Source organism: Luteimonas saliphila (genome assembly GCF_016774335.1).
Taxonomy (GTDB): domain Bacteria; phylum Pseudomonadota; class Gammaproteobacteria; order Xanthomonadales; family Xanthomonadaceae; genus Luteimonas; species Luteimonas saliphila.
On the sequence record NZ_JAETWA010000036.1, the window covers coordinates 182,042 to 203,177 of the forward strand.

Here is a 21,136-nt window from a genome sequence, read left to right on the forward strand (position 1 = left end):
CTCCCCTCGCCGGATTTCACACCCCCATGCCCGCTGCCTTTCCCGCTCCCTGCCGCCTGTCGGTTGCCCTGCTGCTCGCCCTCTCCGCCCTTTCCGCCATGGCCCAGGACGATCCCCGACACGTCGAGGTCAAGGACCTGGACGAGGTCGTGGTGCGCGCCACGCCCCTTCCCCGCACCGCGGAGAACCTCACCCGGCCGGTCGAAGTCCTCGCCGGCACACGGCTCGACGAGGCCAAGGCCGCGACGCTGGGCGAGACGGTCAGCCACCTGCCCGGCGTGCAGTCGTCGTACTTCGGCCCCGGCGTCGGCCGCCCGATCATCCGCGGACTCGACGGCGCGCGCGTTCAGGTGCTCAGCGACGGCTTGGCCTCCGGCGACGTGTCCACGGTGAGCGTCGACCATGCGGTGTCGATCGAGCCGTTCCTGGCCGACCAGATCGAGGTGCTCAAGGGGCCGTCGACGCTGCTGTACGGCAGTGGCGCGATCGGCGGCGCGGTCAACGTGGTCGACGGCCGCATCCCCGAACGCGCCACCGCAACGCCGCTGCAGGGTCGCGCCGAACTGCGCGCCGGCAGCGGCAACGACGAGCGTACCGGCATGCTGCGGCTGGACGGCACCTCGGCCTCCGGCAATCTCGTGTTCCATCTCGACGCACTGCATCGCGAGACCGGCGACTACGACATCCCCGGCCATGCCGAGAGCGCGGCGCTGCGCGAGCGCGAACACGGCGACGACGACGACGATCACGGCCACGAAGGAGAAGGGGCCTACGGCACCTTGCCCAACAGCTTCGTGCGCACCGACAGCGCCGCGCTCGGCGTGTCGTGGGTGGGCGAACGCGGTTTCCTCGGCGTCGGCGCCAGCCTGTTCAACACCCGCTACGGCGTGCCTGGACACGCGCACGAAGACGGGCACGACCACGACGACGACGATCACGACGACGAGGACGATCACGAGTCGCACGCGGACGAAGGCGTGCACATCGTCATGGACCAGCGCCGCTACGAGGTACGGGGCGGCCTTGACGGACTCGGCGCTTTCGACACGCTGCGGGTGAAGCTCGCGCGCACCGAGTACACCCATACCGAGTACGAAGGCGATGCCATCGGCACCGTGTTCGACAACGACAGCACCGAACTGCGCGCCGAACTGGTGCATCGCGACTGGGCCGGATGGGACGGCGCCTTCGGACTGCAGGCGTGGACCAGGGATTTCCTCGCGATCGGCGACGAGGCCTTCGTGCCTGCGTCGGAATCGCGAGACGTCGGCCTGTTCTGGATCGGCACGCGTACGTTCGGCACGGTCGACCTCGAGCTCGGCGCCCGCCACGATCGCAACCGCATCGATGTCGACGAGGACGAGGCGATCGGCCCGTCGCGCGACTTCTCCGCCACCAGCCTATCGGCCGCGGCGCGCTGGCACTTCGGCGAGGACCTGCATCTGTCGTTCGGCCTCGACCGCGCGCAGCGTTCTCCGACCGCGGAGGAGCTCTACTCCAATGGCCTGCACGTGGCCACGCGCAGTTACGAATTCGGCAACCCGGACCTGCGCAACGAAACGGCCAACCGCGCCGAGATCGGCCTGCACTGGCATCACGGCCCACTGAAGTTCGGCGCCTCCGTGTATGCGGTCGACTACCGCGACTTCATCTATCTCGCCGATACCGGCGTCGAGGACGGCGGCACGCCGGCGCGCGTCTGGAACCAGGCGGACACGCGCTTCACCGGTGGCGAGCTCGACCTGCAGTGGACCTTCCTCGACAACGGCACGGGCCGCTGGACGCTACGCGGTTTCGGCGACGCGGTGCGCGGGCGGCTGGATGGCGAAGGCACGCGCGAGGTGTCGTTCGCGGTCCCGCACGGCGACCACTTCCACAACTACACCGTCGATCTCGCGCAGGACGGCAACCTGCCCCGACTCGCGCCGTGGCGCGCCGGCACCGAACTGCGATGGGAGGGTGGACAGTGGCGCGCCGGCATCGGCGCCATCCGCTACGCACGCCAGGACCGCGTTGCCGAGTACGAGGACGAAACGCCGGGGTACACCCTGGTCAACGCCAACCTCGCCTGGCATCTCGACACCGCCTCGGGACGTGCCCTCGAGCTGTTCGTGGATGGCACCAACCTGCTCGACGAGGAAGCGCGGCCGCACACCTCGTTCCTGCGCGACTTGGCGCCGCTGCCCGGCCGCAGCGTCGCGGCCGGCGTGCGCCTGTTCTTCTGAGCGCCGGCGACGGACCCGACGCCTTCATCCGGTGCGATGCCGCGCGACTGCGGCATCGCACCGGGGCGGTGGGCGCCGGCGCCCGGTAGCGGTCGCGGCGAGGTCTCGCCCAGTTCCAGCGACATGGCGTTCCGCGGCACGGCGCCAGCCCCCCCTGCCCAGGCATGCGGCGCCGGCACGGCCCCGGGCGACCGTTCCTTCGCAGCCAGGACACCCGAACGCCCGGGTTGACCCCACGCCGTTCCCTTGTCGCCGGAATACGTGTATATACATGTATATGGCGCCGACCCCGCCCGCTCCCGCCGACGATCCCGCCACCACGGGTTCGCCCTGTACCTGCTTCCAACTGCGCAAGCTCAGCCGGCTGCTGTCGCAGCGCTACGATGCCGCGCTGGCGCCAGCGGGGCTCAACGTCAACCAGTACTCGATCCTGCGTCGCGCCGACCGCGCCCCGCATTCCGTGGGCAGCCTCGCGGCCGAGCTCGGCATGGATCGCAGCACGCTGAGCCGCGACCTCAAGCACCTGGTCGATGCCGGCTGGCTGCGCAGCGTCGCCTGCGAGGACGCGCGCCGCAGACGTCTCGTCGTGACCGCCAGCGGCAAGCGCCGGATCGCACGCGCCCACCCGCTCTGGCGCACCGTACAGGCAGAGGTGGAAGCGCTGGTCGGCGGCCACGGAGCACTCGCCAACCTGCATGCGCAGATCGACGCGGCCACCGCTCGCGTGGTGGCGCCGGGATGATGACCGGCACGCCACGCTACTGGCCGCTGGTGCTCGCCGCGACCGCGATCCTGCTGGTGACGATGGGCATCCGCCAGTCGCTGGGCCTGTACGTGCAGCCGCTCGCGGCCGATACGGGCCTCGGCATCGTCGCCATCAGCTTCGCGCTTGCGGTCGGGCAACTGGTCTGGGGCGCGGTGCAGCCCGCGTTCGGCGCGTGGGCGGACCAGCGCGGACCCGCTCGCGTCCTGGTCGTGGGCGGCCTGCTGCTGTTCGCCGGCATGGCGCTGGCACCCGTACTCGCATCCGGCTGGGGCCTGGTGCTGACGCTGGGGCTGCTCTCGGCCGCGGGCGCCGGCGCCGGCAGTTTCTCGGTCCTGATCGGCGCGACCGCCGCGGCGACGCCGGCACACAAGCGCTCGTTCGCCGCCGGTGTGATCAATGCCGGCGGCTCCGCCGGGCAGTTCGTGTTCGCGCCGGTCACCCAGGCGATCATCGGCGCGTTCGGCTGGATGGCCGCGATGTGGACCATGGCGGTCGCCGCGCTGGCCACGCTGCCGCTCGCCCGCGCGCTGCGCGGCAAGCGTGCGTCGGCGGCGCCCGCAGCGGGCGTCGCGACGCCGCTGCAGCAGGACGACGGCCTGCGCGCGCAGTTGCGCGTCGCCGCCCGCGACCGCAGTTACTGGTGCCTGCACATCGGCTTCTTCACCTGCGGCTTCCACATCGCGTTCCTGGTGACGCACCTACCGACCGAAATCGCGCTGTGCGGCCTGTCCGACACCGTGTCCGCGACCGCGCTGGCGCTGATCGGGCTGTGCAACATTGGCGGCAGCCTCGCGGTCGGCTGGCTCGGGCAGCGCTACCGTATGAAGTCGCTGCTGGCGCTGATGTATGCCAGCCGCGCGTTGCTGGTGGGCCTGTACCTGGTGTCGCCGCCGACGCCGCTGACCTTCTACCTGTTCGCCGCGGGCCTCGGCGCGACCTGGCTGGCGACGGTGCCGCCGACCGCAGGCATCATCGGCAAGCTGTTCGGTCCGCGCTACCTCGCCACGCTGTTCGGCTTCACCCTGCTCTCGCACCAGGTCGGCGGGTTCTTCGGCGCCTGGCTCGGCGGCCTGGCGATCGCCCATCTCGGCGACTACACCTGGATGTGGTACGCCGACATCGTGCTGGCGCTGCTGGCGGCGGCGTTCAACCTGCCGATCCGCGAATCCCCGCCGCGACCCTTTCCCCAGGAGCAACCCGCATGAGCCACGACCCGCCGCACGCCATCGATCTCGCAGGCAAGCTCGCCGGCTTCGACGGGCACTGGCAGCCACGCACGGTGGCGACGTTCAACGGCCACGATGTCATGGTGGTCAAGGTGCAGGGCGAATTCGTCTGGCACAGCCACGACGATACCGACGACCTGTTCCTGGTGCTCGCCGGCCGGCTGCGGATCGAGTTGCCGCATGCTGTCGTCGAACTCGGGCCCGGACAGCTGTTCGTCGTGCCGCGCGGCATGCGGCACCGGCCGGTGGCCGACGAAGAAGCGCACCTGCTGCTGATCGAGCCCACCGGGACGCCGAACACGGGCGATCCCGCCACGGCGGCGCTGCGCCGGACGATCTGAGCGGTACGCCGACCTCCCCGAGGCCGTTGCTTCCGGCAGCGTCCCCTTGCCGATCCGCGCCACGACCCGCACCGCAACCGCCTGCGGCCCGAATACGGCAGCCCGGGCGAAACTCCCGATTGTTCTCCGCTGCCGGGGGACGCTCCTTGATCGCACGCAATGCGGTGCCGGCAGGCGCCGCCTACGCTGCTCGGGTTCCAACGAGACGGAGCGGCGCCATCATGCACCCGATCCTGCGCGAAATGCTGACCGAACCGGTCGGCTGGCTGACCATCATCGGCGCCCTGATCATCCTCGGTCTGCCGCTGTTCACGGCCCTGTTCATCCGCCGCAAGATGCGCGCGGACGCCAGGGACGAGCGCGACCGGTCCTGAAGCGCGGCGGCGGGCCGTCCCTGCCGAGTCAGACATCGCAGCTGGCCCCGGCGATACCTGCGCGCTACGTGCCGTCTGCGGCGCGCGGGCACTGGTCCGTCATCGCGCCGCGCGCCCGGTTTCGCGTGCCGTCATCCGACGGCGGGCGGCTACCCGGGTCGATCATGCGCGAACCGTACCCGAACTGTTGTCCTCCTCCGCGCACTCCGCGCACAAGCCGTGGACTTCCAGCGTCTGCGCCTGGGGCACGAAGCCGAGCGCACGCGCACGTTCGTCGAGTGAGGCGACGACCTGCGCATCCTCGAGCTCGACCGCATTGTGGCAGCGGTCGCAGATCAGGAACGGCACCGAATGCTGCGCGCTGTCGGGATGGTGGCAGGCGACGAAGGCGTTGACCGACTGCAGCTTGTGGATGAAGCCGTTGGCCAGCAGGAAATCCAGGGCGCGATAGATAGTGGGCGGCGCGTCGGCACCGGCACCCTCGCCCGCGCGCACCATGTCCAGCAGGTCGTAGGCCTTCACCGGCCGGCCGGCCTGCGCGATCAGGCCCAGCACGCGCGCGCGGATCGGGGTCAGCCGCAGCCCGCGCTCCTGGCAGGCGCGTTCCACCACGCGCACGAAGGCATGGGCGTCGTGGACGTGATGGGTGGGGTCGATGCAGGCGTGGTCGTGGGTGCCCATGGTCGGATGATGGTGCCGGACGCCCGCCGACTCAACCCGCCCCGCCCGCCGGCATCCGATCGAGCGCCGCGTCGATGCGCGTCAACGCCTGTCCGCGGCCGGCAAGGAACACCGTATGCGCGATATCGGGACTGATCTGGGTGCCGGTGATCGCCACCCGCAGCGGCTGCGCGACCTTGCCCATGCCCAGGCCCAGCGCCTCGGCCGTCGCATGCAGGGCATTGCCGATCGTCTCGACCGTCCATTCGGGCAGCGCGGCGAGGCGTTCGCGCGCGTCCCGCAGCGGAGCCTCGGCGCCGGCCTTGAGATGTTTGGCCACGGCCGCGTCGTCGTACTGCGTCAGCGGGCCGAACCAGACCGCGGCGCGCTCGGCCATGTCCTTCAGCGTCTGCACGCGGTCGCGCAGCGCGACCACGATGTCGGCGGACGCTGGGCCGCTCGCCAGATCGTAGCCACAGCGGCGCAGGTGCCATTCGAGGTGTCGCGCCACGTCCGCCGGATCGTCGGACTTGAGGTACTGCTGGTTGAGCCAGCCGAGCTTGGCCGGATCGAGCCGCGCGGCTTTCGCGTTCACGCCTTCGAGCGCGAACAGCCGCTGCATCTGCTCGATGCTGAAGATCTCCTGGTCGCCATGCGACCAGCCCAGGCGCACCAGGTAGTTGAGCAGCGCATGCGGCAGGTAGCCGGCGTCGCGATACTGCATCACATCGGCCGCGCCGGTGCGCTTGGACAGCTTGGCGCCATGCTCGTCGAGGATCATCGGCAGGTGCGCGAACGCCGGCACCGGGGCGCCGAGGGCTTGGTAGAGGTTGATCTGTCGCGGGGTATTGTTGACGTGGTCGTCGCCGCGCACCACGTCGGTGATGCGCATGTCGATGTCGTCGACCACCACCGCGAAGTTGTAGGTGGCGTAGCCGTCCGGGCGGAAGATCACCAGGTCGTCGAGTTCGCTGTTGGCGATCTCGATCCGGCCCTTGACCTTGTCGTCCCAGGCGACGACGCCGTGTAGCGGGTTGCGGAAACGGATGACGCGGTTCGGATCGTCCCTGCGCGATGCGTGGTAGTCGGCGGTTTCCTCGCGATCGCGCCACGCGCCGTTGTAGCGCGGCTTGCCGCCCGCTGCCATCGCCGCTTCGCGCATCGCGTCGAGCTCGGCCTTCGACTCGTAGGCGTAGTAGGCCTTGCCCTGCGCCACCAGGCCCTCGGCCGCCTCCCGATACCGGTCCAGGCGCTGGGTCTGGTAGACCGGGCCTTCGTCGTAGTCCAGTCCCAGCCAGGCCATGGCGTCGAGGATCGCGTCGATCGCCGCCTGGGTGCTGCGTTCGCGATCGGTGTCCTCGATCCGCAGCACGAACTCGCCGCCGCGATGGCGCGCCTCCAGCCAGCAGTACAGCGCGGTGCGCGCGCCGCCGATGTGCAGGTAGCCGGTGGGACTGGGGGCGAAGCGGGTACGGCAGCTCATGGGCGGGCGCGGGCCGGGACGGGAAGCGCGTCATTTTACCGGCATCCCGGAAAGCAGGTCCGCTCCGCACCCTGCACCGGCACCGAGATCGCCGCTCGTCCCGAAGCCCGGCGCTGATTCCACGCCGGCACCGCGCCGCCGCATGGCGCGGGATGACGGGTGGCACGGTGCGCGGACCGGTTCAGGGTCTAGACTCCCGCGGATGACCACGCTGTTCGTCTCCGACCTGCACCTGGATCCCGCGCGCCCGGAGATCACCCGCCTGTTCGGCGATTTCCTCCAGGGCGAAGCGCGCGGTGCCGATGCGCTCTACATCCTCGGCGACCTGTTCGAGGCCTGGGTCGGCGACGACGATCCCTCGCCGGCCGGTGTCTTCGTCGCGGAGCGGCTGCGTGCGCTCGCCGATGCCGGTGTTCCGGTGTTCTTCCAGCACGGCAACCGCGACTTTCTCGTCGGACAGGCCTACGCGCGGCGAGCGGGCATGCGGATCCTGCCCGATCCTGCCGTCGTCGTGGTCGGCGGCGAACCGGTGCTGCTGTCGCACGGCGACCTGCTGTGCACCGACGACGCCGCCTACCAGGCCTTCCGCGCGCAAACCCGCGATCCCGCCTGGCAGCAACAGTTCCTTGCGCAGTCGCTGGAAGCGCGGATCGCGTTCGCATCGCAGGCCCGCGCCGCGAGCATGGCGCGTCAGGGCGACCTGAAGCGGGACGGCACGATGGAGACGATCACCGATGTCGCCGCTGCGACGGTCGAGGACCTGTTCCTGCGTTACGGCGTGGCCATCGCGATCCACGGCCACACCCATCGTCCGGGGATCCACGCGCTGAGCGTGGCCGGTCGCGCCTGCCGCCGGATCGTGCTGGGCGACTGGTACCGACAGGGCTCGGTGCTGCGCGCCGACGAAACCGGCTTCCACCTCGCCACGCTGTAGGAGCGCCTTCAGGCGCGACCGCTCCCTTACGCCGCTCGACAAGCTCCGTTCGGGGGTCCAATGCCATGCGCCAGGCGCTCCCGAGGGGTGGCTGCGGCGCTATGCGGGTCGCGCCTGAAGGCGCTCCTACGGGGTTTCTGCGGCCTGCAGCAGGGCTTCGAGTTCCTCGACGCTGAACCCCGCCGCGCCGCGCGCTTCCATATTGAACGGACCGTGCAGGACGGCGCGGGCGTACTGCGCCAGCAGCTCGCGGAACTTGGGCTCCGGGTCGACGCGGCGTTGCTCGCAGAACCAGCGGAACCAGCGGCTGCCGGCGGCGACGTGCGCGATTTCCTCGTGCAGGATCGTTTCCAGCGCGCCAGCGGTGTGCTCGTCGCCGGCCGCGCGCAGCTTCACGATCATGCCGGGGGTGACATCGAGCCCGCGCGCTTCCAGCACGCGCGGCACCAGCGCCATGCGCTCCATGCCATCGTGCGCGGTCTTCTCGCACATTTCCCACAGGCCGTTGTGCGCGTCGAAATCGCCGTAGTCGTGGCCAAGCGCCTGCAGCCGCGCACGCAGCATGGTGAAGTGCCGCGCCTCGTCGTCGGCGATGCGCACCCAGTCGGCGTAGAACGCCGCAGGCATGCCGCGGAAGCGGTAGACGGCATCCCAGGCCAGGTCGACCGCGTTGAACTCGATGTGCGCGATCGAATGGACGAACGCGGCGCGCCCCGGGTCGCTGCCGAGGCCGCGCCGCGGCAGCTCGCGCGGATGCACCAGCCGAGGACGCGGCGGGCGTCCTGGCATGCGGATCGGTTCGGGAGGCGGCGCATCGGACGGGATCGGCAGCTCGCCGCGCGCGAACGCCGCCGCGTGGGCGTGCGTCGACGCGATCTTGTCGTCGATCGCCGCCGCCTCCAGGCACTGGCGTGCGGCTTCGAACAGCGTCAGCATCGCCGCGCGGCGTCAGAGGGCGAGCCGGCGCTGGCGCTTGGCGTCGTCCGACCGCAGTTGCTTGATGCCCTCGAAGTAGCCCGGATCCACCCCGGTGACGTACTCGCCGCTGAAGCAGGAGCTGTCGAACTTCATGCCCGGGAACTTCGGCCCGGCGACCGCGGTTTCGAGGTCGGCCAGGTCCTGGTAGACCAGCCAGTCGCAGCCGATCATGCGCTCGATCTCGTCTTCCGTGCGGCCGTGGGCGATGAGCTCTTCCGGCGTCGGCATGTCGATGCCGTAGATGTTCGGATGCCGCACCGGCGGCGCCGCGGAGGCGAGGTAGACCTTGCGAGCGCCGGCGTCGCGCGCCATCTGCACGATCTGCTGCGAGGTGGTGCCGCGCACGATCGAATCGTCCACCAGCAGCACCACGCGGTTGCGGAACTCGAGCGTGATCGGGTTGAGCTTGCGCTTGACCGACTTCACCCGCTCGCCCTGCCCCGGCATGATGAAGGTACGGCCGACGTAGCGGTTCTTGATGAAGCCCTCGCGGTACTTCACCCCGAGCACGTTGGCGATCTCCAGCGCGGCGTCGCGCGAGGTGTCGGGGATCGGGATCACGGTGTCGATGTCGTGGTCCGGGCGCAGGCGCAGGATCTTCTCGCCCAGGGTCACGCCCATGCGCATGCGCGCCTTGTGCACCGAGATGTTCTCGATCATCGAGTCCGGCCGCGCGAAGTACACGTACTCGAAGATGCACGGCGCGTGGCCGGCCGGCTCGGCGCACTGGCGGGTGTGCAGCTCGCCGCGCGGCGTGACCACCACGCCCTCGCCCGGCGCGATGTCGCGCACGCGCTCGAAACCGAGGATGTCGAGCGCGACCGATTCGGACGCGATCGCGTATTCGTTGCCGGCATCGGTCTCGCGCTTGCCCAGTACCAGCGGACGGATGCCGTGCGGATCGCGGAACGCCACCAGTCCCAGGCCGAGCACGGTCGCCACCGCCGCGTAGCCGCCGCGCGCACGACGGCCCAGACCCTCGATCGCGCGGAACGCGGCTTCCGGCGTCAGCGTGCGGCTCTTGTCGAGCTCGTGCGCGAACACGTTGAGCAGCACTTCGGAGTCGGACTGGGTGTTGATGTTGCGGCGGTCCTGCTCGAACACCTCGCGCCGCAGCATGTCGGTGTTGATCAGGTTGCCGTTGTGGGCCAGCGCGATGCCGTAGGGCGAGTTGACGTAGAACGGCTGCGCCTCGTCGCTGCCCTCGCTGCCGGCGGTGGGATAGCGGCAGTGGGCGATGCCGACGCGGCCTTCGAGCAGGCGCATGGTCTTCGCATCGAACACGTCGCGCACCAGGCCGTTGCCCTTGTGCACGCGCAACTGGGTGCCGTTGGCGGTGGCGATGCCGGCAGCATCCTGGCCGCGATGCTGCAGGACGGTCAGGCCGTCGTACAGCGCGGTCGCGACTTCGGTGGTGGCGACGATGCCGATGATGCCGCACATGGCTGCGATTCCCGTTGGCTGTTGCTGAGTTGGAACGTGGTGACGGCGGCCCGCCCGCTCAAGGATGCGGACGGACCATTCCATCCAGGCCCGCCTTGGCCTTGACCTCGCCCTTGAGGCGTTCGGCGTCCGCGCGGCTCGGCACCGGACCGGCCTTGACCCGGGTCAGGCGACCCTTGTCGGTGGTGACCGTGTCGGTGAAGGCGGTGATACCGAGCCCGCGCAGGCGGTCGCGCAGCTTGGTGGCCTCGGCGGCGTTGCCGAAGGCGCCGACCTGGACCGTGAAACCGACGCTGGAGGTCGCGGCAGCGGCTGGCGCGGTGGCGGCCGGCTTCGGCGCTTCGGCGGGCGTCGCCGGTTCGGTCGGCCTGGGGGTGATCGGCTGCGGCTGCGGCTGCGGGCGCGTCGCGACGGCGCTGGCCGCGGGCGCATCGAGCGCGACCACGCGCGGCGTCACATCGCCACGTACCTGCGCGGCGCGCACGCGGACGGCCTCGGCCGCCTCGCGCGAGGCATAGGGACCGAGTCGCACCCGCTGCGCCGGTTTTCCGTCCAAGGTGAAGGCTTCGCTGTAGGCGGTCAGCCCGGCGCCGGAAAGCTGGCGGACGATCAACTGCGCATCGCGCTCGTTGGCGAATGCGCCGAAATGCACCACATAGTCGCCCCCACCCGCCGTGGCGGGCAGCATCGGCTCGGCGGCAGCAGGAGCCGGCGCCTGCACGGGCTCCGCGGCTGCGGGCGCGTCCTCGATGTCCGGGCGCGGCGCGTCGGGCGGCGGGTTGGCGGTATCGACGGTCGGCAGCGGATCGCCATCCATCGGTTCCGGGGAACCGAGCACCCCGCCCTGCGGCGCGTCGGCGGGCACCACGAGCGGCAGGTCGACGGTCCTGTACTCGCCGTCGGGCGCGTCGGGCACGCGCATCGACAGGTCGGACACGCCGCTGTCGGGGGCGGGGCCCTTGACCAGCATCGGCAGGAAGATCACGGCCAGCGCGACCAGCACGGCCGCACCGATCAGGCGCTGTTTCAGTCCGGCATCCATCGGGTTCGGATCGGGTTCGGCAAGAGCGGTGGGCGCGCGGATTATACGCCGCCGTCCGCACCCGCTTCTGAACCCGCGCCGTGCAGCGCCCGCAAGGCGGACTCCGCGGCGTGGAACGATCCGAACACGAGGACGCGGTCGCCAGGCGTCGACGCCCGAAGCGCCGCCGCCAGCGCGGCTGCAGGATCGGGGCTTGCATGGCTGGCGGACGCGACGGACTGGCGCAGGCGTTCGGCGAGAACGGCAACCGCAATCCCACGCGCCCCGGCGCCGAGCGAGCCGCCCAGCCACCATGCATCGACCAGGCTCTCGAACGCCTCGACCACCGACCCGGCATCCTTGTCGCCGAGCGCGGCATAGACCGCATGCGTGCGTCCCGCTGCCGGCGTCGCGCGCAGCCATGCGGCAAGCTCGCGCGCCGCCTGCGGGTTGTGGCCGACGTCGACGAACACCGCCACGCCCTCGCGCGCGAAGCGTTGCAGCCGCCCGGGCAGGCGCGCACTGGCGACGCCGCGGGCGATCGCGTCGGCGGGAACGTCGATGTCGAGCGCGCGCAGCGCGGCGATCGCGACCGCGGCGTTGCGCAGTTGCACCGGCGCCGACAGCCCCGGCAGCGGCAGCTCCAGCGCGTAGTCAAGCTCGTGCCAGCGCCAGCGTGCGTCGTCGACGCGCTCGAAGAAGAAGTCGCTGCCGGCACGGATCGCCGATGCACCGATCGCGTACGCGTGGCGCAGCACGCTCGCAGGCGGATCGTCGTCGCCCACCACCAGCGGCTTCCAAGCGCGTGCGATACCGGCCTTCTCGGCACCGATCGCCTCGCGGTCCCCGCCCAGCCAGTCCTGGTGGTCGAGGTCGACCGTGGTGACCACGGCGACGTCCGCGTCGACCAGGTTGGTCGCGTCCAGCCGCCCGCCCAGGCCCACTTCCAGGACTGCAAGGTCCAGCGCCGCGCGCGCGAACAGCCATAGCGCGGCGAGGGTGCCGAACTCGAAATAGGTCAGGGGCATGTCGCCACGCGCGGCTTCCACGGCCGCGAAGGCTTCCGCCAGCGATGCGTCGTCCGCATCGCGCCCATCGATCCGCACGCGCTCGTTGTAGGCCAGCAGGTGCGGCGAGGTATACGCGCCGACGCGCAACCCCGCCTCCCGCGCGATCGCCTCGACGAAGGCGACCGTAGAGCCCTTGCCGTTGGTCCCCGCGATCGTGACCACCCGGCGCGCCGGTCGCGCCAGGCCCAGGCGCGCCGCCACCCTGCGCACGCGTTCGAGCCCCAGGTCGGTGTCGGCCGGATGCTGTCGCTCGATATGGGCGAGCCAGTCGGAGAGTGTCGTGGGCATGTCCGAAGTCCCGGGCGTCGGCCCGGATACAGGGCGGGAATTCCCGCAGGCCCCGCGGGGTGGCTGTCAGGATCGCGCGCGACCCGGCCGATGGCAATGAGCAAGGTGGCGGGACCGGCCTGCGAACCGCCCGGGAACGGATTGTTCGCAGGCGCTACAGCGCCCGGTGCACCGCTTCGCCGAAGAACGCGGTGTGGTGCGAACAATCGTTCAGGCGCACGACCTCCAGACTCTCGAGATCGTCGCCCTCGAGCAGGTTGAGCGTGGTCGGCGCCTGCCGGAAGGTCCACAACCTCGACAGCGGGATGCCCAGCACGTGGCACAACAGCACGCGGTTGACCGCGTCGTGGGCGACCAGCAACAGCGTATCCTGCGCGCCGAGCCCCTCGACCGACCATTCCAGCGCCTCCCAGGCGCGGCGGAAGACCTGCTTGATCGATTCGCCACCCCCGGGCATCAGTACCGTGTCGGGCGCTTCGCGCCAGGCCCGCAGCAGGTCCGGGTCGCGGTCGGCGATCTCGCTCGCCAGCAACCCTTCCCAGCTGCCGTGCGCGATCTCCATGAATCCCATTTCGGTGGTGAGCATCGGCGCGCGCAGTTCGCCCAGCGCGTACTGCGCGGTGTGGTAGGCACGGGTCAGCGGCGAACTGACCGCCTTGTCGATGCGCACGTCGCGCAGGCGTTCGCCGAGCAGGCGGGCCTGCTTCTCGCCCACCGGCGACAGCGGGATGTCTTCCTGGCCCTGGTAACGGCCTTCGGCGTTCCACGACGTCTCGCCATGGCGGGCAAGCAGGATTCTCATGCGGCAGCAGGTTCCGGAGTGGACGATGCGCCCGCGGCTCACCGGGGCGGCGCCTAGTCTAAGCGATGCGGCGCGCCCGGTGCCGCCGCATCCGCCATGACGGCGCGGCTGCGGCGCCCGTCACCGCTTCGGCGCGACGCCCATCTCCTGCAGCAGTTGCGGCGCCGGCTGCACCTCCTGCATGATCCAGCGCATGTAGCGCTGGTCGACGGAAATCGTGCGGGTCATGTCGGCGTCGAACACCCAGTTCGAGACCACCGCCTCCCAGTTCATGTCGAACAGCAGCCCGACCAGCCGGCCGCGCGCATCGAGCACCGGCGAACCGGAGTTACCGCCGGTGACGTCGAGGTCGGAGAGGAAGTTCACCGGCACCGTGCGCAGGCGGCGGTCCGCTAGGCCGCCGTGGCGCTTCGCGGCGATCGCGTCGAGCAGCGGCTGCGGGGCATCGAACGGCGCTTCGCCGGTGGCCTTCGCCGCGACCTCCTCGAGCCGGGTGAACGGCTGCTGCACGGTCCCGTCGAGCTTGGTGTAGGGCTTGACGTTGCCGAAGGTGATGCGCAGCGACGAATTCGCATCCGGATAGACGAACCCGCCCTGGCTCCTGCGATAGTCCGCGACCGCCTGCAGGTAGCTGGCGCGTGCGATCAGCCGCTCGCCGGCGCGGGCCTTGCCCTGCTGCTCGAGTTCCAGCAGCGTGGGCATGATCGCGACCGCGTAACGGATCGCCGGGTCGCGGCTCGATTCGAAGGCCTTGCGGTCGGCCTGCAGCCAGCCCATACGCGTGTCGGTGTCGCCGATGTCCGTCTTCGCCAACGCGTCTAGCGCCCGGTCGATCGCCGCGGCGTCGTGGCCGCCCAGCCACTTGTCGAGCGCCGGCAGCCGCTGCGCCTCGGGCAGCCCGACGTACTCGTTCAGCCAGTAACGCTGCAGTTCGCGGTCCATCGAAGCGACATAGCGCTTCTCCATCTGCCGCTGTCCACCTTCGATCGTGGGCAGGTCGCGATCCTGGTAGCCCTGTTCGCGCTCGGCATCCGGCTTTTCGCGCTCGATCGCGAGACGGTACAACGTGGTCGCGGCGGAGATCGCACCGGTGTTGTGGAGCATGCGCAGGACCAGGTCGCGTTCGCGTGTCGCGCGCTCTTCCGCGTCCAGGGCCACGAGCCGCTCGTGCGCGGCGATCGGGGCCGCGCCCTCGTCGCCGCGCGTACGCAGCCACGCCAGGACGGCGGCTTCCTCGGAGCGCTTGGCGTCGGCCGCGCCGGTGCGCTCGAAGCCGCTGAGCTGACCCTCGTAGTTCTTCATCACGTTTTCCCAACCGCGCAAGGTGCTGGCGTAGTTCACCTCGATGCCCGGATCGGCCTTGCCGCGCGCGTCGACCAGCGCCGTCAGCGCCCGGTAGTGGCGAACGAGGGTCGGATAGGTCCACTGCTCGGTCTCCTCGAACTCGCCGGCGAGCGCGTAGCGGCTGGTGCGTCCCGGATAGCCGGCCACCATCACGAAGTCGCCGGCCTGCAGCGGACGATCGGCGATCTTCAACCACTGCTTCGGCCGGTACGGCACGTTGTCGACGGAAAAGGCGGCCGGCTTGCCGTCGCGACCGACGTAGGCGCGATAGAACGCGAAATCCCCCGTGTGGCGCGGCCACATCCAGTTGTCGACCTCGCCGCCGTAGTTGCCTACGCTGCCGGGCGGCGCGTAGGCCAGGCGCACGTCCCGGATCTCCAGGTTGCGGAACAGCCGGTAGGTATTGCCGCCGAGGAAACTGTACAGCCTGCACCGGAAGCCCGGCTCCGCCTCGCACTCGGCGACCAGCTGTTTCTCGATCGCATCCAGCGCCTGGGTCCGTCCCAGCGGATCGGCCGCCGCGGCGATCGCCGCCTGCACGCGTTCGGTCACGTCGGTGATCGCATCGAGCGCGTAGATGCGGGCGTTCGGGCCGGCGGTGATCTCGTCGGCGTGCGTGGCGGCGTTGAAGCCGTCGCGCATGAGGTTCTTCTCCGGCGTCGAGTTCAGCTGGATGGCGCCATAGGCGCAGTGGTGGTTGGTCACCACCAGCCCCTGCGGGGACACGAAGCTCGCGGTGCAGCCGCCCAGCGACACCACCGCGCCGAGCGGATCGCCGGTGAGGTCGGCGAGCTGGGCGGGATCCAGCTTCAGCCCCGCCTTCTTCAGCGGCGCGGCAATCTCGGGCAACTGCTGCGGCACCCACATGCCCTCGGCGGCGTGGGCGTGCGACAGGCCGGCAGCGGCGATGGCGGGCAGGGCGACGGCGAGGCGACGAAGGCTGGACATGGGCGGACCCGGGAGGCAGGAAAGGGGCAGTCTAGCCACTCGCGTGGTCGCCGAGCCATGACGATGGTCATGGCCGGGCGCCGCGACCACGGAAATGGCGCGAAGGTCCCGGGCGTATAATTCGCAACCTGTCTTCCACGAGGCGACGCTCATCCCATGGGCCGAATGATGAAGGCGCTGGTCAAGCGCGAAGCCGGCAAGGGCATCTGGATGGAGCAGGTGCCGGTGCCCTCGCCCGGCCCCAACGAGGTGCTGATCAAGCTCGAGAAGACCGCGATCTGCGGCACCGACCTGCACATCTACCTTTGGGACGAATGGAGTCAGCGCACCATCAGGCCGGGACTGGTCATCGGCCACGAATTCGTCGGCCGCATCGCCGAGCTCGGCCCCGGCGTCGGCGGCTACACCATCGGCCAGCGCGTCTCCGCCGAGGGTCACATCGTCTGTGGACACTGCCGCAACTGCCGTGCCGGCAAGCAGCACCTGTGCCCGAACACCGTGGGCATCGGCGTGAACCGCGATGGCGCCTTCGCCGAATACATCGTCATGCCGGCCAGCAACCTGTGGCCGATCCCCGACCAGATCCCGAGTGAACTCGCCGCGTTCTTCGATCCCTACGGCAATGCAGCGCACTGCGCGCTGGAGTTCGACGTGGTGGGCGAGGACGTGCTGATCACCGGCGCCGGCCCGATCGGGGTGATGGCCGCCGGCATCTGCAAGCACATCGGCGCGCGCAACGTGGTGGTCACCGACGTCAACGACTACCGGCTCAAGCTCGCCGCCGACATGGGCGCCACGCGCGTGGTCAACGTCGCCGATGCCTCGCTCAAGGACGTCATGGCCGACCTGCACCTGGAAGGCTTCGACGTGGGCCTGGAGATGAGCGGCAACCCGCGCGCCTTCAACGACATGCTCGACTGCATGTACCACGGCGGCAAGGTCGCCCTGCTCGGCATCCTGCCCAAGGGCGCGGGCGTCGACTGGGACCGCATCATCTTCAAGGGCCTCACCGTGCAGGGCATCTACGGTCGCCGCATGTACGAGACCTGGTACAAGATGACGCAGCTGGTGCTGTCGGGTTTCCCGCTGGGCAAGGTCCTGAGCCACCAGCTCGACGCGGACGAGTTCCAGAAGGGCTTCGACCTGATGGAGTCCGGCAAGTCGGGCAAGGTCGTGCTCGACTGGCGTTGAGTGGCCGGTGCGTGCGGCGTCCTCACCGGACACGCCCATCGTGGTGACGTATGGCACGTCCGACGACGTGCCGCGCCGCCCCAGACTCGCCTTTCCGGCTTTTCACAGAAGGTGGCGAACGGGGTACGGACGGGCAATCGCCGGTTGTCTCGTCATGGCTGGCCTCGCGGCGGCGCTACCCACCGCATTCGCCACGGGCGCGCAGGGACCCGGACGTGGCCGAGCCGCCGGCGGCGGTCTGCGTGATGGCTGCGCATGGACTGGCCTACGCCGATTCGCGGGAGGACGCCCGCTTGGCTGCGCAGGCACTGGATGCCGCTGCCACCCGGTTCGAGCACGTCTTCGGACGAAGTCTTGCGCCCGGCCTTCTGGTCCTGAGCTCGACGTTCAGCGGCGAGCAAAGCGATTCGCGCAGACCCATGGTCTGGGTTTCGCCCAGAGCTGGCTTTCGCCGGCCGACAAGCGCGCCCAGGTCGAGACGGTCATGCGTCGCGCCATGCCCGATGCGGACGCGGACAGGATCGAGGGGATCGTCTCGCAGGTCGAAACCCAGCACATCGACATCCTGCGACACGAACTCGGCCATGCGCAGTACCGCGCCGCGTTCTGGCCACACGCGCAACAGTCGGCAGACGAATACGGCACGCCTGCCCGGACTGGCTGGACGAGGCCTCGGCCGTGTTGATGGAAGACACTCCGGGGCGCACGGCGCGCGAACGCCACTTCTTCGGCGCCTGGCGTCAAGCATCCGCGGCGATCCGTCCGCTCGCCGAGTTCCTGACCATGGCCCACCCCGTGAATGCGCAGAAGCGCGCGCTGCTGCAGGCCCAGGCGGGAACCCGGTCGGTTTCCGGTGTGCAGGTGATGACGGCGAGTGGCTCCGATGCGCCGGCGGTCGGCATGTTCTATTCGCAATCGCTGCTGCTTGCGGATTTCCTGATCGATGCCAGCCACGATCCGCACGTCCTGGGCACGATCAGCGCCGCAGTGGCCAGCGGCGTCGATTTCACCGACTGGCTGGCCGACGCCGGCCCGCAGCACGGGCTGCCGACCGACATGACCGCCTTGCAGGCGGCGTGGGAGGCCTGGTGAGACGCGCGCCGCGCAGCCGTGTCCGAGCGGGCCGGGTAAAATGCACCACCCGCCTTCCGGATCGCGTCGCATGTCCCTGACCGAACGCTACGCCAACACCCTCGACGAGATCCGCGACGCCGGGCTGTTCAAGTCCGAGCGCGTGATCACCGGCCCGCAATCCGCCGAGGTCACGCTGGAGGACGGCCGGACCGTACTGAACTTCTGCGCCAACAATTATCTGGGCCTGGCCGACCACCCGGACATCATCGCCGCCGCCAAGGACGCGCTCGATACGCACGGCTTCGGCATGGCCTCGGTGCGCTTCATCTGCGGCACCCAGGATCTGCACAAGCAGCTCGAGCGCACGATCGCGTCGTTCTTCGGCAAGCAGGACACGATCCTCTATGCGGCCTGCTTCGATGCCAACGGCGGCCTGTTCGAACCGCTGCTGGACGAGAACGACGCGATCATCTCGGATGCGCTCAACCACGCCTCGATCATCGACGGCGTGCGCCTGTGCAAGGCAAGGCGCTTCCGCTACGCCAACTGCGACACGACCGATCTCGAGAAGCAGCTGCAAGCCGCGGATGCCGCGGGTTGCCGCACGAAACTGATCACCACCGACGGCGTGTTCTCGATGGACGGCTTCATCGCGCCGCTGGACGAGATCGTGGCGCTCGCCTCGAAATACGGCGCCCTGGTGCACATCGACGAATGCCACGCCACCGGCTTCCTCGGCGCCACCGGGCGGGGTTCGGCCGAGGTCAAGGGCGTGCTCGACCGCATCGACATCATCACCGGCACGCTGGGCAAGGCGATGGGCGGCGCACTGGGCGGCTTCACCACGGCCAGCGCGGAGGTGGTCGAACTGCTGCGTCAGCGCTCGCGGCCTTATCTGTTCTCCAACTCGCTGCCGCCGCACGTGGTCGCTGCCGGCACCACCGCGTTCGAGATGCTCGATGCGGCGGGCGACCTGCGCGAGCGACTCGCCGCGAATACCACGTATTTTCGCGAGAAGATGACTGCAGCAGGCTTCGACATCAGGCCCGGCACGCATCCGATCTGCCCGGTGATGCTGTACGACGCGCCGTTGACGCAGCGTTTCGCGCAGCGGCTGCTGGAAGAAGGCATCTACGCGATCGGCTTCTTCTTCCCGGTGGTGCCGAAAGACCAGGCGCGCATCCGCACGCAGATTTCCGCCGCCCACACGCGCGCGCAACTCGACCGCGCGATCGACGCGTTCACGCGCATCGGTCGCGAGCTGGGTGTGCTGGAGGGCTGAAACCGGGGGTCGGGACGTGGGCTCACCCCCTCCCTGCGCCGCTTACTGCTCCGGCGTCTCGACCGGCGACGGCGCCGCGGCAGCGTCCGGGGCGACATTGGGAGCGGCGCGGCGCCCGGCGCTGTAGCCGTTGGCCTGCAACCAGGCATCGAAATCGTCGGCCGTCATGCGCTTACCGTTCTGGGTCATGTTGAACCGGTACGGCGTGTTGTCGTGTTCGGTTTTCTTGACGTAGCCGGCCGCCCCGGGCGCGATCACCGCCCCGGTGGCGGGCACCGCGACTGCAACGCTGCAACCCTCGACACGCAGGCGCCACAGTACGTTGTCGACGGACTGCGATTCGTCGAGATCCGGTGCCAGGACCCCACGCTGCGATCCAAGCTGCGGATTCACGGTCGCGAATCCGGCCGCCACAGGCAACAACACCGTCGGCCGCACCGCGAGCGGCTGCGGCAGGGCGGTGCCCTGGCACTGGGTGGAGGCATGCGCGGTCAGGGCACCCATCGACAACAACAGAATCGCAACTGCGCGCATGCGCCTCACTCCCTCGCCTTGATTGCGGCGGAGTGTAGCAGCGCGGTCGATGCAGGCAAGCATCTGCGCGTCGCGCAGCGCGACGCCTGGCCCCACAGGCGCGCAGGCAGGCACAAAAAAAGGAAGCCCGGCATAGGCCGGGCTTCCTCGTCAGCGATTGCAACGCCAGGATCAGTTCTGGACGTTGAGCTCGGTACGGCGGTTGACCTCGCTCTTGCAGCCCGGCAGCGTCTGCGCCGTCGGCTCCAGCGGACGGCTCTCGCCGTAACCCACAGGACCCATCAGGCGACCGGCGTCGATGCCGTTGCTGGTCAGGTAGTCGTACACCGCCGACGCACGGCGCTCGGACAGGCTCTGGTTGTAGGCGTCCGAACCGCACAGGTCGGTATGGCCCGCCACTTCGACCCGCAGCTCCGGGTAACGACGCAGGATCTCGACCGCCTCGTTCAGGATCGCCACCGCGTCAGGACGCAGCGTCGAACGGTCGAAGTCGAAGTTCACACCGTTCAGGTCGATCGTGATCGGGGCCGGCGGCGGCGGCGGGGCCGGCTCGGACGGCGGCGGCGGCGGCGGCGGGGCCACCGGCCGGGTCGGCTCCGGTCCCAGCGGGATCAACACGCCGATCGACGCGATCACATCGCCGAAGAAGCTCTCTTCCTGCTGGTGCGGATACCCCGACGAGTCCACGCCGGACTCGGCCGCATAGCTCGAGTCGTCGAAGTCGGCGCGATAAGCCAGTTCGGCACGGACCGCGACGCGACGGCTGAAGTCGCCCTGCAGACCCACGCCCACCTTGGCAGCCAGATTGCCGTCCTCACGCTGCAGCGGGGACTCCGTGCCGGTCAGAGCGGCGTATTCCTCTTCCGAGCGCTGGTAACCCAGCCCGAACAGGACATAGGGCGCCCAGTTGCGCTCGTCGGAAATGAAGTGACGGCGCAGGTCCAGCGAGATGCCGTACTGGCTCCACAGCAGGTCGCTGTTGTGGTTGAAACTCGGATTCTGGTAGTTCAGTGCGCCTTCCACCGACCAGGTCGGGCTGATGAACTTGCCCAGTCCCAGGCCCAGCGCGTAAGCGTCATCGGTACGACGGTCGGTGTCCTGCAGGTTGTAGCCGGCCGAGCCACTGATATACCAGCGGTCGTCGAATTCCTG

General features: G+C 69.8%; 20 protein-coding genes. 9 read left to right on the forward strand and 11 right to left on the reverse strand.

From position 1 onward, the window contains the following. Positions 1-26 precede the first annotated feature (26 nt). From JMO03_RS10170 to JMO03_RS10190, 5 genes are all read left to right on the forward strand, one after another. Positions 27-2,225 (forward strand): TonB-dependent receptor, encoded by a 2,199-nt coding sequence (locus JMO03_RS10170; RefSeq protein WP_202842998.1) that lies wholly within the window; start codon positions 27-29, stop codon positions 2,223-2,225. Between the two features lie 271 nt (positions 2,226-2,496). Continuing rightward, a complete protein-coding gene (locus JMO03_RS10175) occupies positions 2,497-2,967 on the forward strand; it encodes a MarR family winged helix-turn-helix transcriptional regulator (RefSeq protein ID WP_238346049.1) in 471 nt (156 codons plus the stop codon). Then, on the forward strand, positions 2,967-4,196 hold the full coding sequence (locus JMO03_RS10180; RefSeq protein ID WP_238346050.1) for an MFS transporter: 1,230 nt from the start codon (positions 2,967-2,969) through the stop codon (positions 4,194-4,196). Before JMO03_RS10175 ends, JMO03_RS10180 begins: the two co-directional genes overlap by 1 nt. Then, the gene (locus JMO03_RS10185) at positions 4,193-4,558 is read left to right on the forward strand and encodes a cupin domain-containing protein (RefSeq protein WP_202843003.1); all 366 of its coding nucleotides are present in this window, start codon (positions 4,193-4,195) and stop codon (positions 4,556-4,558) included. The genes JMO03_RS10180 and JMO03_RS10185 overlap by 4 nt, the downstream gene beginning before the upstream one ends. 146 nt (positions 4,559-4,704) lie before the next feature. Beyond that, entirely contained in the window at positions 4,705-4,932 is a 228-nt protein-coding gene (locus JMO03_RS10190) for a hypothetical protein (protein WP_238346051.1), read from the forward strand. A gap of 162 nt (positions 4,933-5,094) precedes the next feature. Here JMO03_RS10190 and JMO03_RS10195 read toward each other — a convergent pair whose 3' ends face one another. Together JMO03_RS10195 and gltX are read right to left on the reverse strand one after the other, a co-directional pair. Then, the gene (locus JMO03_RS10195) at positions 5,095-5,613 is read right to left on the reverse strand and encodes a transcriptional repressor (RefSeq protein WP_202843005.1); all 519 of its coding nucleotides are present in this window, start codon (positions 5,611-5,613) and stop codon (positions 5,095-5,097) included. A 31-nt stretch (positions 5,614-5,644) separates the two neighbouring features. Further along, positions 5,645-7,075 carry a glutamate--tRNA ligase gene (gene gltX / locus JMO03_RS10200; protein ID WP_202843006.1) on the reverse strand — a complete coding sequence of 477 codons (1,431 nt, stop codon included), beginning with the start codon at positions 7,073-7,075 and terminating at the stop codon, positions 5,645-5,647. A 202-nt stretch (positions 7,076-7,277) separates the two neighbouring features. Between gltX and lpxH the strand changes: the two genes are divergently transcribed. Then, positions 7,278-8,009, forward strand: coding sequence for a UDP-2,3-diacylglucosamine diphosphatase (lpxH, locus tag JMO03_RS10205; protein WP_202843007.1), 732 nt, complete (start codon positions 7,278-7,280; stop codon positions 8,007-8,009). 126 nt (positions 8,010-8,135) lie between these two features. Here lpxH and JMO03_RS10210 read toward each other — a convergent pair whose 3' ends face one another. The 6 genes from JMO03_RS10210 to JMO03_RS10235 form a co-directional block, all read right to left on the reverse strand. After that, positions 8,136-8,945 (reverse strand): ferritin-like domain-containing protein, encoded by an 810-nt coding sequence (locus tag JMO03_RS10210; RefSeq protein WP_202843009.1) that lies wholly within the window; start codon positions 8,943-8,945, stop codon positions 8,136-8,138. A gap of 12 nt (positions 8,946-8,957) precedes the next feature. Continuing rightward, complete coding sequence (gene purF, locus JMO03_RS10215) at positions 8,958-10,430, reverse strand: amidophosphoribosyltransferase (protein WP_202843011.1); 1,473 nt, start codon at positions 10,428-10,430, stop codon at positions 8,958-8,960. Positions 10,431-10,488: 58 nt separating this feature from the next. Beyond that, complete coding sequence (locus JMO03_RS10220) at positions 10,489-11,472, reverse strand: SPOR domain-containing protein (RefSeq protein WP_202843013.1); 984 nt, start codon at positions 11,470-11,472, stop codon at positions 10,489-10,491. A 41-nt stretch (positions 11,473-11,513) separates the two neighbouring features. Beyond that, positions 11,514-12,809: a bifunctional tetrahydrofolate synthase/dihydrofolate synthase gene (folC, locus tag JMO03_RS10225; RefSeq protein WP_202843015.1), complete on the reverse strand. Its 1,296-nt coding sequence runs from the start codon at positions 12,807-12,809 to the stop codon at positions 11,514-11,516. 154 nt (positions 12,810-12,963) lie between these two features. After that, positions 12,964-13,611, reverse strand: a complete 648-nt coding sequence (locus tag JMO03_RS10230; RefSeq protein ID WP_202843017.1) for a histidine phosphatase family protein — start codon at positions 13,609-13,611, stop codon at positions 12,964-12,966. Between the two features lie 120 nt (positions 13,612-13,731). Then, on the reverse strand, positions 13,732-15,903 hold the full coding sequence (locus JMO03_RS10235; protein ID WP_202843019.1) for a S46 family peptidase: 2,172 nt from the start codon (positions 15,901-15,903) through the stop codon (positions 13,732-13,734). A gap of 156 nt (positions 15,904-16,059) precedes the next feature. Here JMO03_RS10235 and tdh point away from each other — a divergent pair, with 156 nt between their 5' ends. Beyond that, positions 16,060-17,094: an L-threonine 3-dehydrogenase gene (gene tdh, locus JMO03_RS10240; protein ID WP_202843021.1), complete on the forward strand. Its 1,035-nt coding sequence runs from the start codon at positions 16,060-16,062 to the stop codon at positions 17,092-17,094. Positions 17,095-17,359: 265 nt separating this feature from the next. On the opposite strand, the gene JMO03_RS10245 is transcribed toward tdh, so the two are convergent. Beyond that, a complete protein-coding gene (locus JMO03_RS10245; protein WP_202843022.1) occupies positions 17,360-17,680 on the reverse strand; it encodes a hypothetical protein in 321 nt (106 codons plus the stop codon). Positions 17,681-17,778: 98 nt separating this feature from the next. Between JMO03_RS10245 and JMO03_RS10250 the strand changes: the two genes are divergently transcribed. Then, positions 17,779-18,186 (forward strand): hypothetical protein, encoded by a 408-nt coding sequence (locus tag JMO03_RS10250; protein ID WP_202843023.1) that lies wholly within the window; start codon positions 17,779-17,781, stop codon positions 18,184-18,186. Between the two features lie 70 nt (positions 18,187-18,256). Beyond that, positions 18,257-19,450 carry a glycine C-acetyltransferase gene (gene kbl, locus JMO03_RS10255; protein WP_202843024.1) on the forward strand — a complete coding sequence of 398 codons (1,194 nt, stop codon included), beginning with the start codon at positions 18,257-18,259 and terminating at the stop codon, positions 19,448-19,450. Between the two features lie 42 nt (positions 19,451-19,492). Here the strand turns inward: kbl and JMO03_RS10260 are convergent, their stop codons facing one another. Next, positions 19,493-20,047 carry a hypothetical protein gene (locus JMO03_RS10260; protein ID WP_238346053.1) on the reverse strand — a complete coding sequence of 185 codons (555 nt, stop codon included), beginning with the start codon at positions 20,045-20,047 and terminating at the stop codon, positions 19,493-19,495. A 108-nt stretch (positions 20,048-20,155) separates the two neighbouring features. Continuing rightward, positions 20,156-21,136 (reverse strand): OmpA family protein (locus JMO03_RS10265; protein WP_202843025.1); only part of this gene is annotated, 981 nt, incomplete at its 5' end.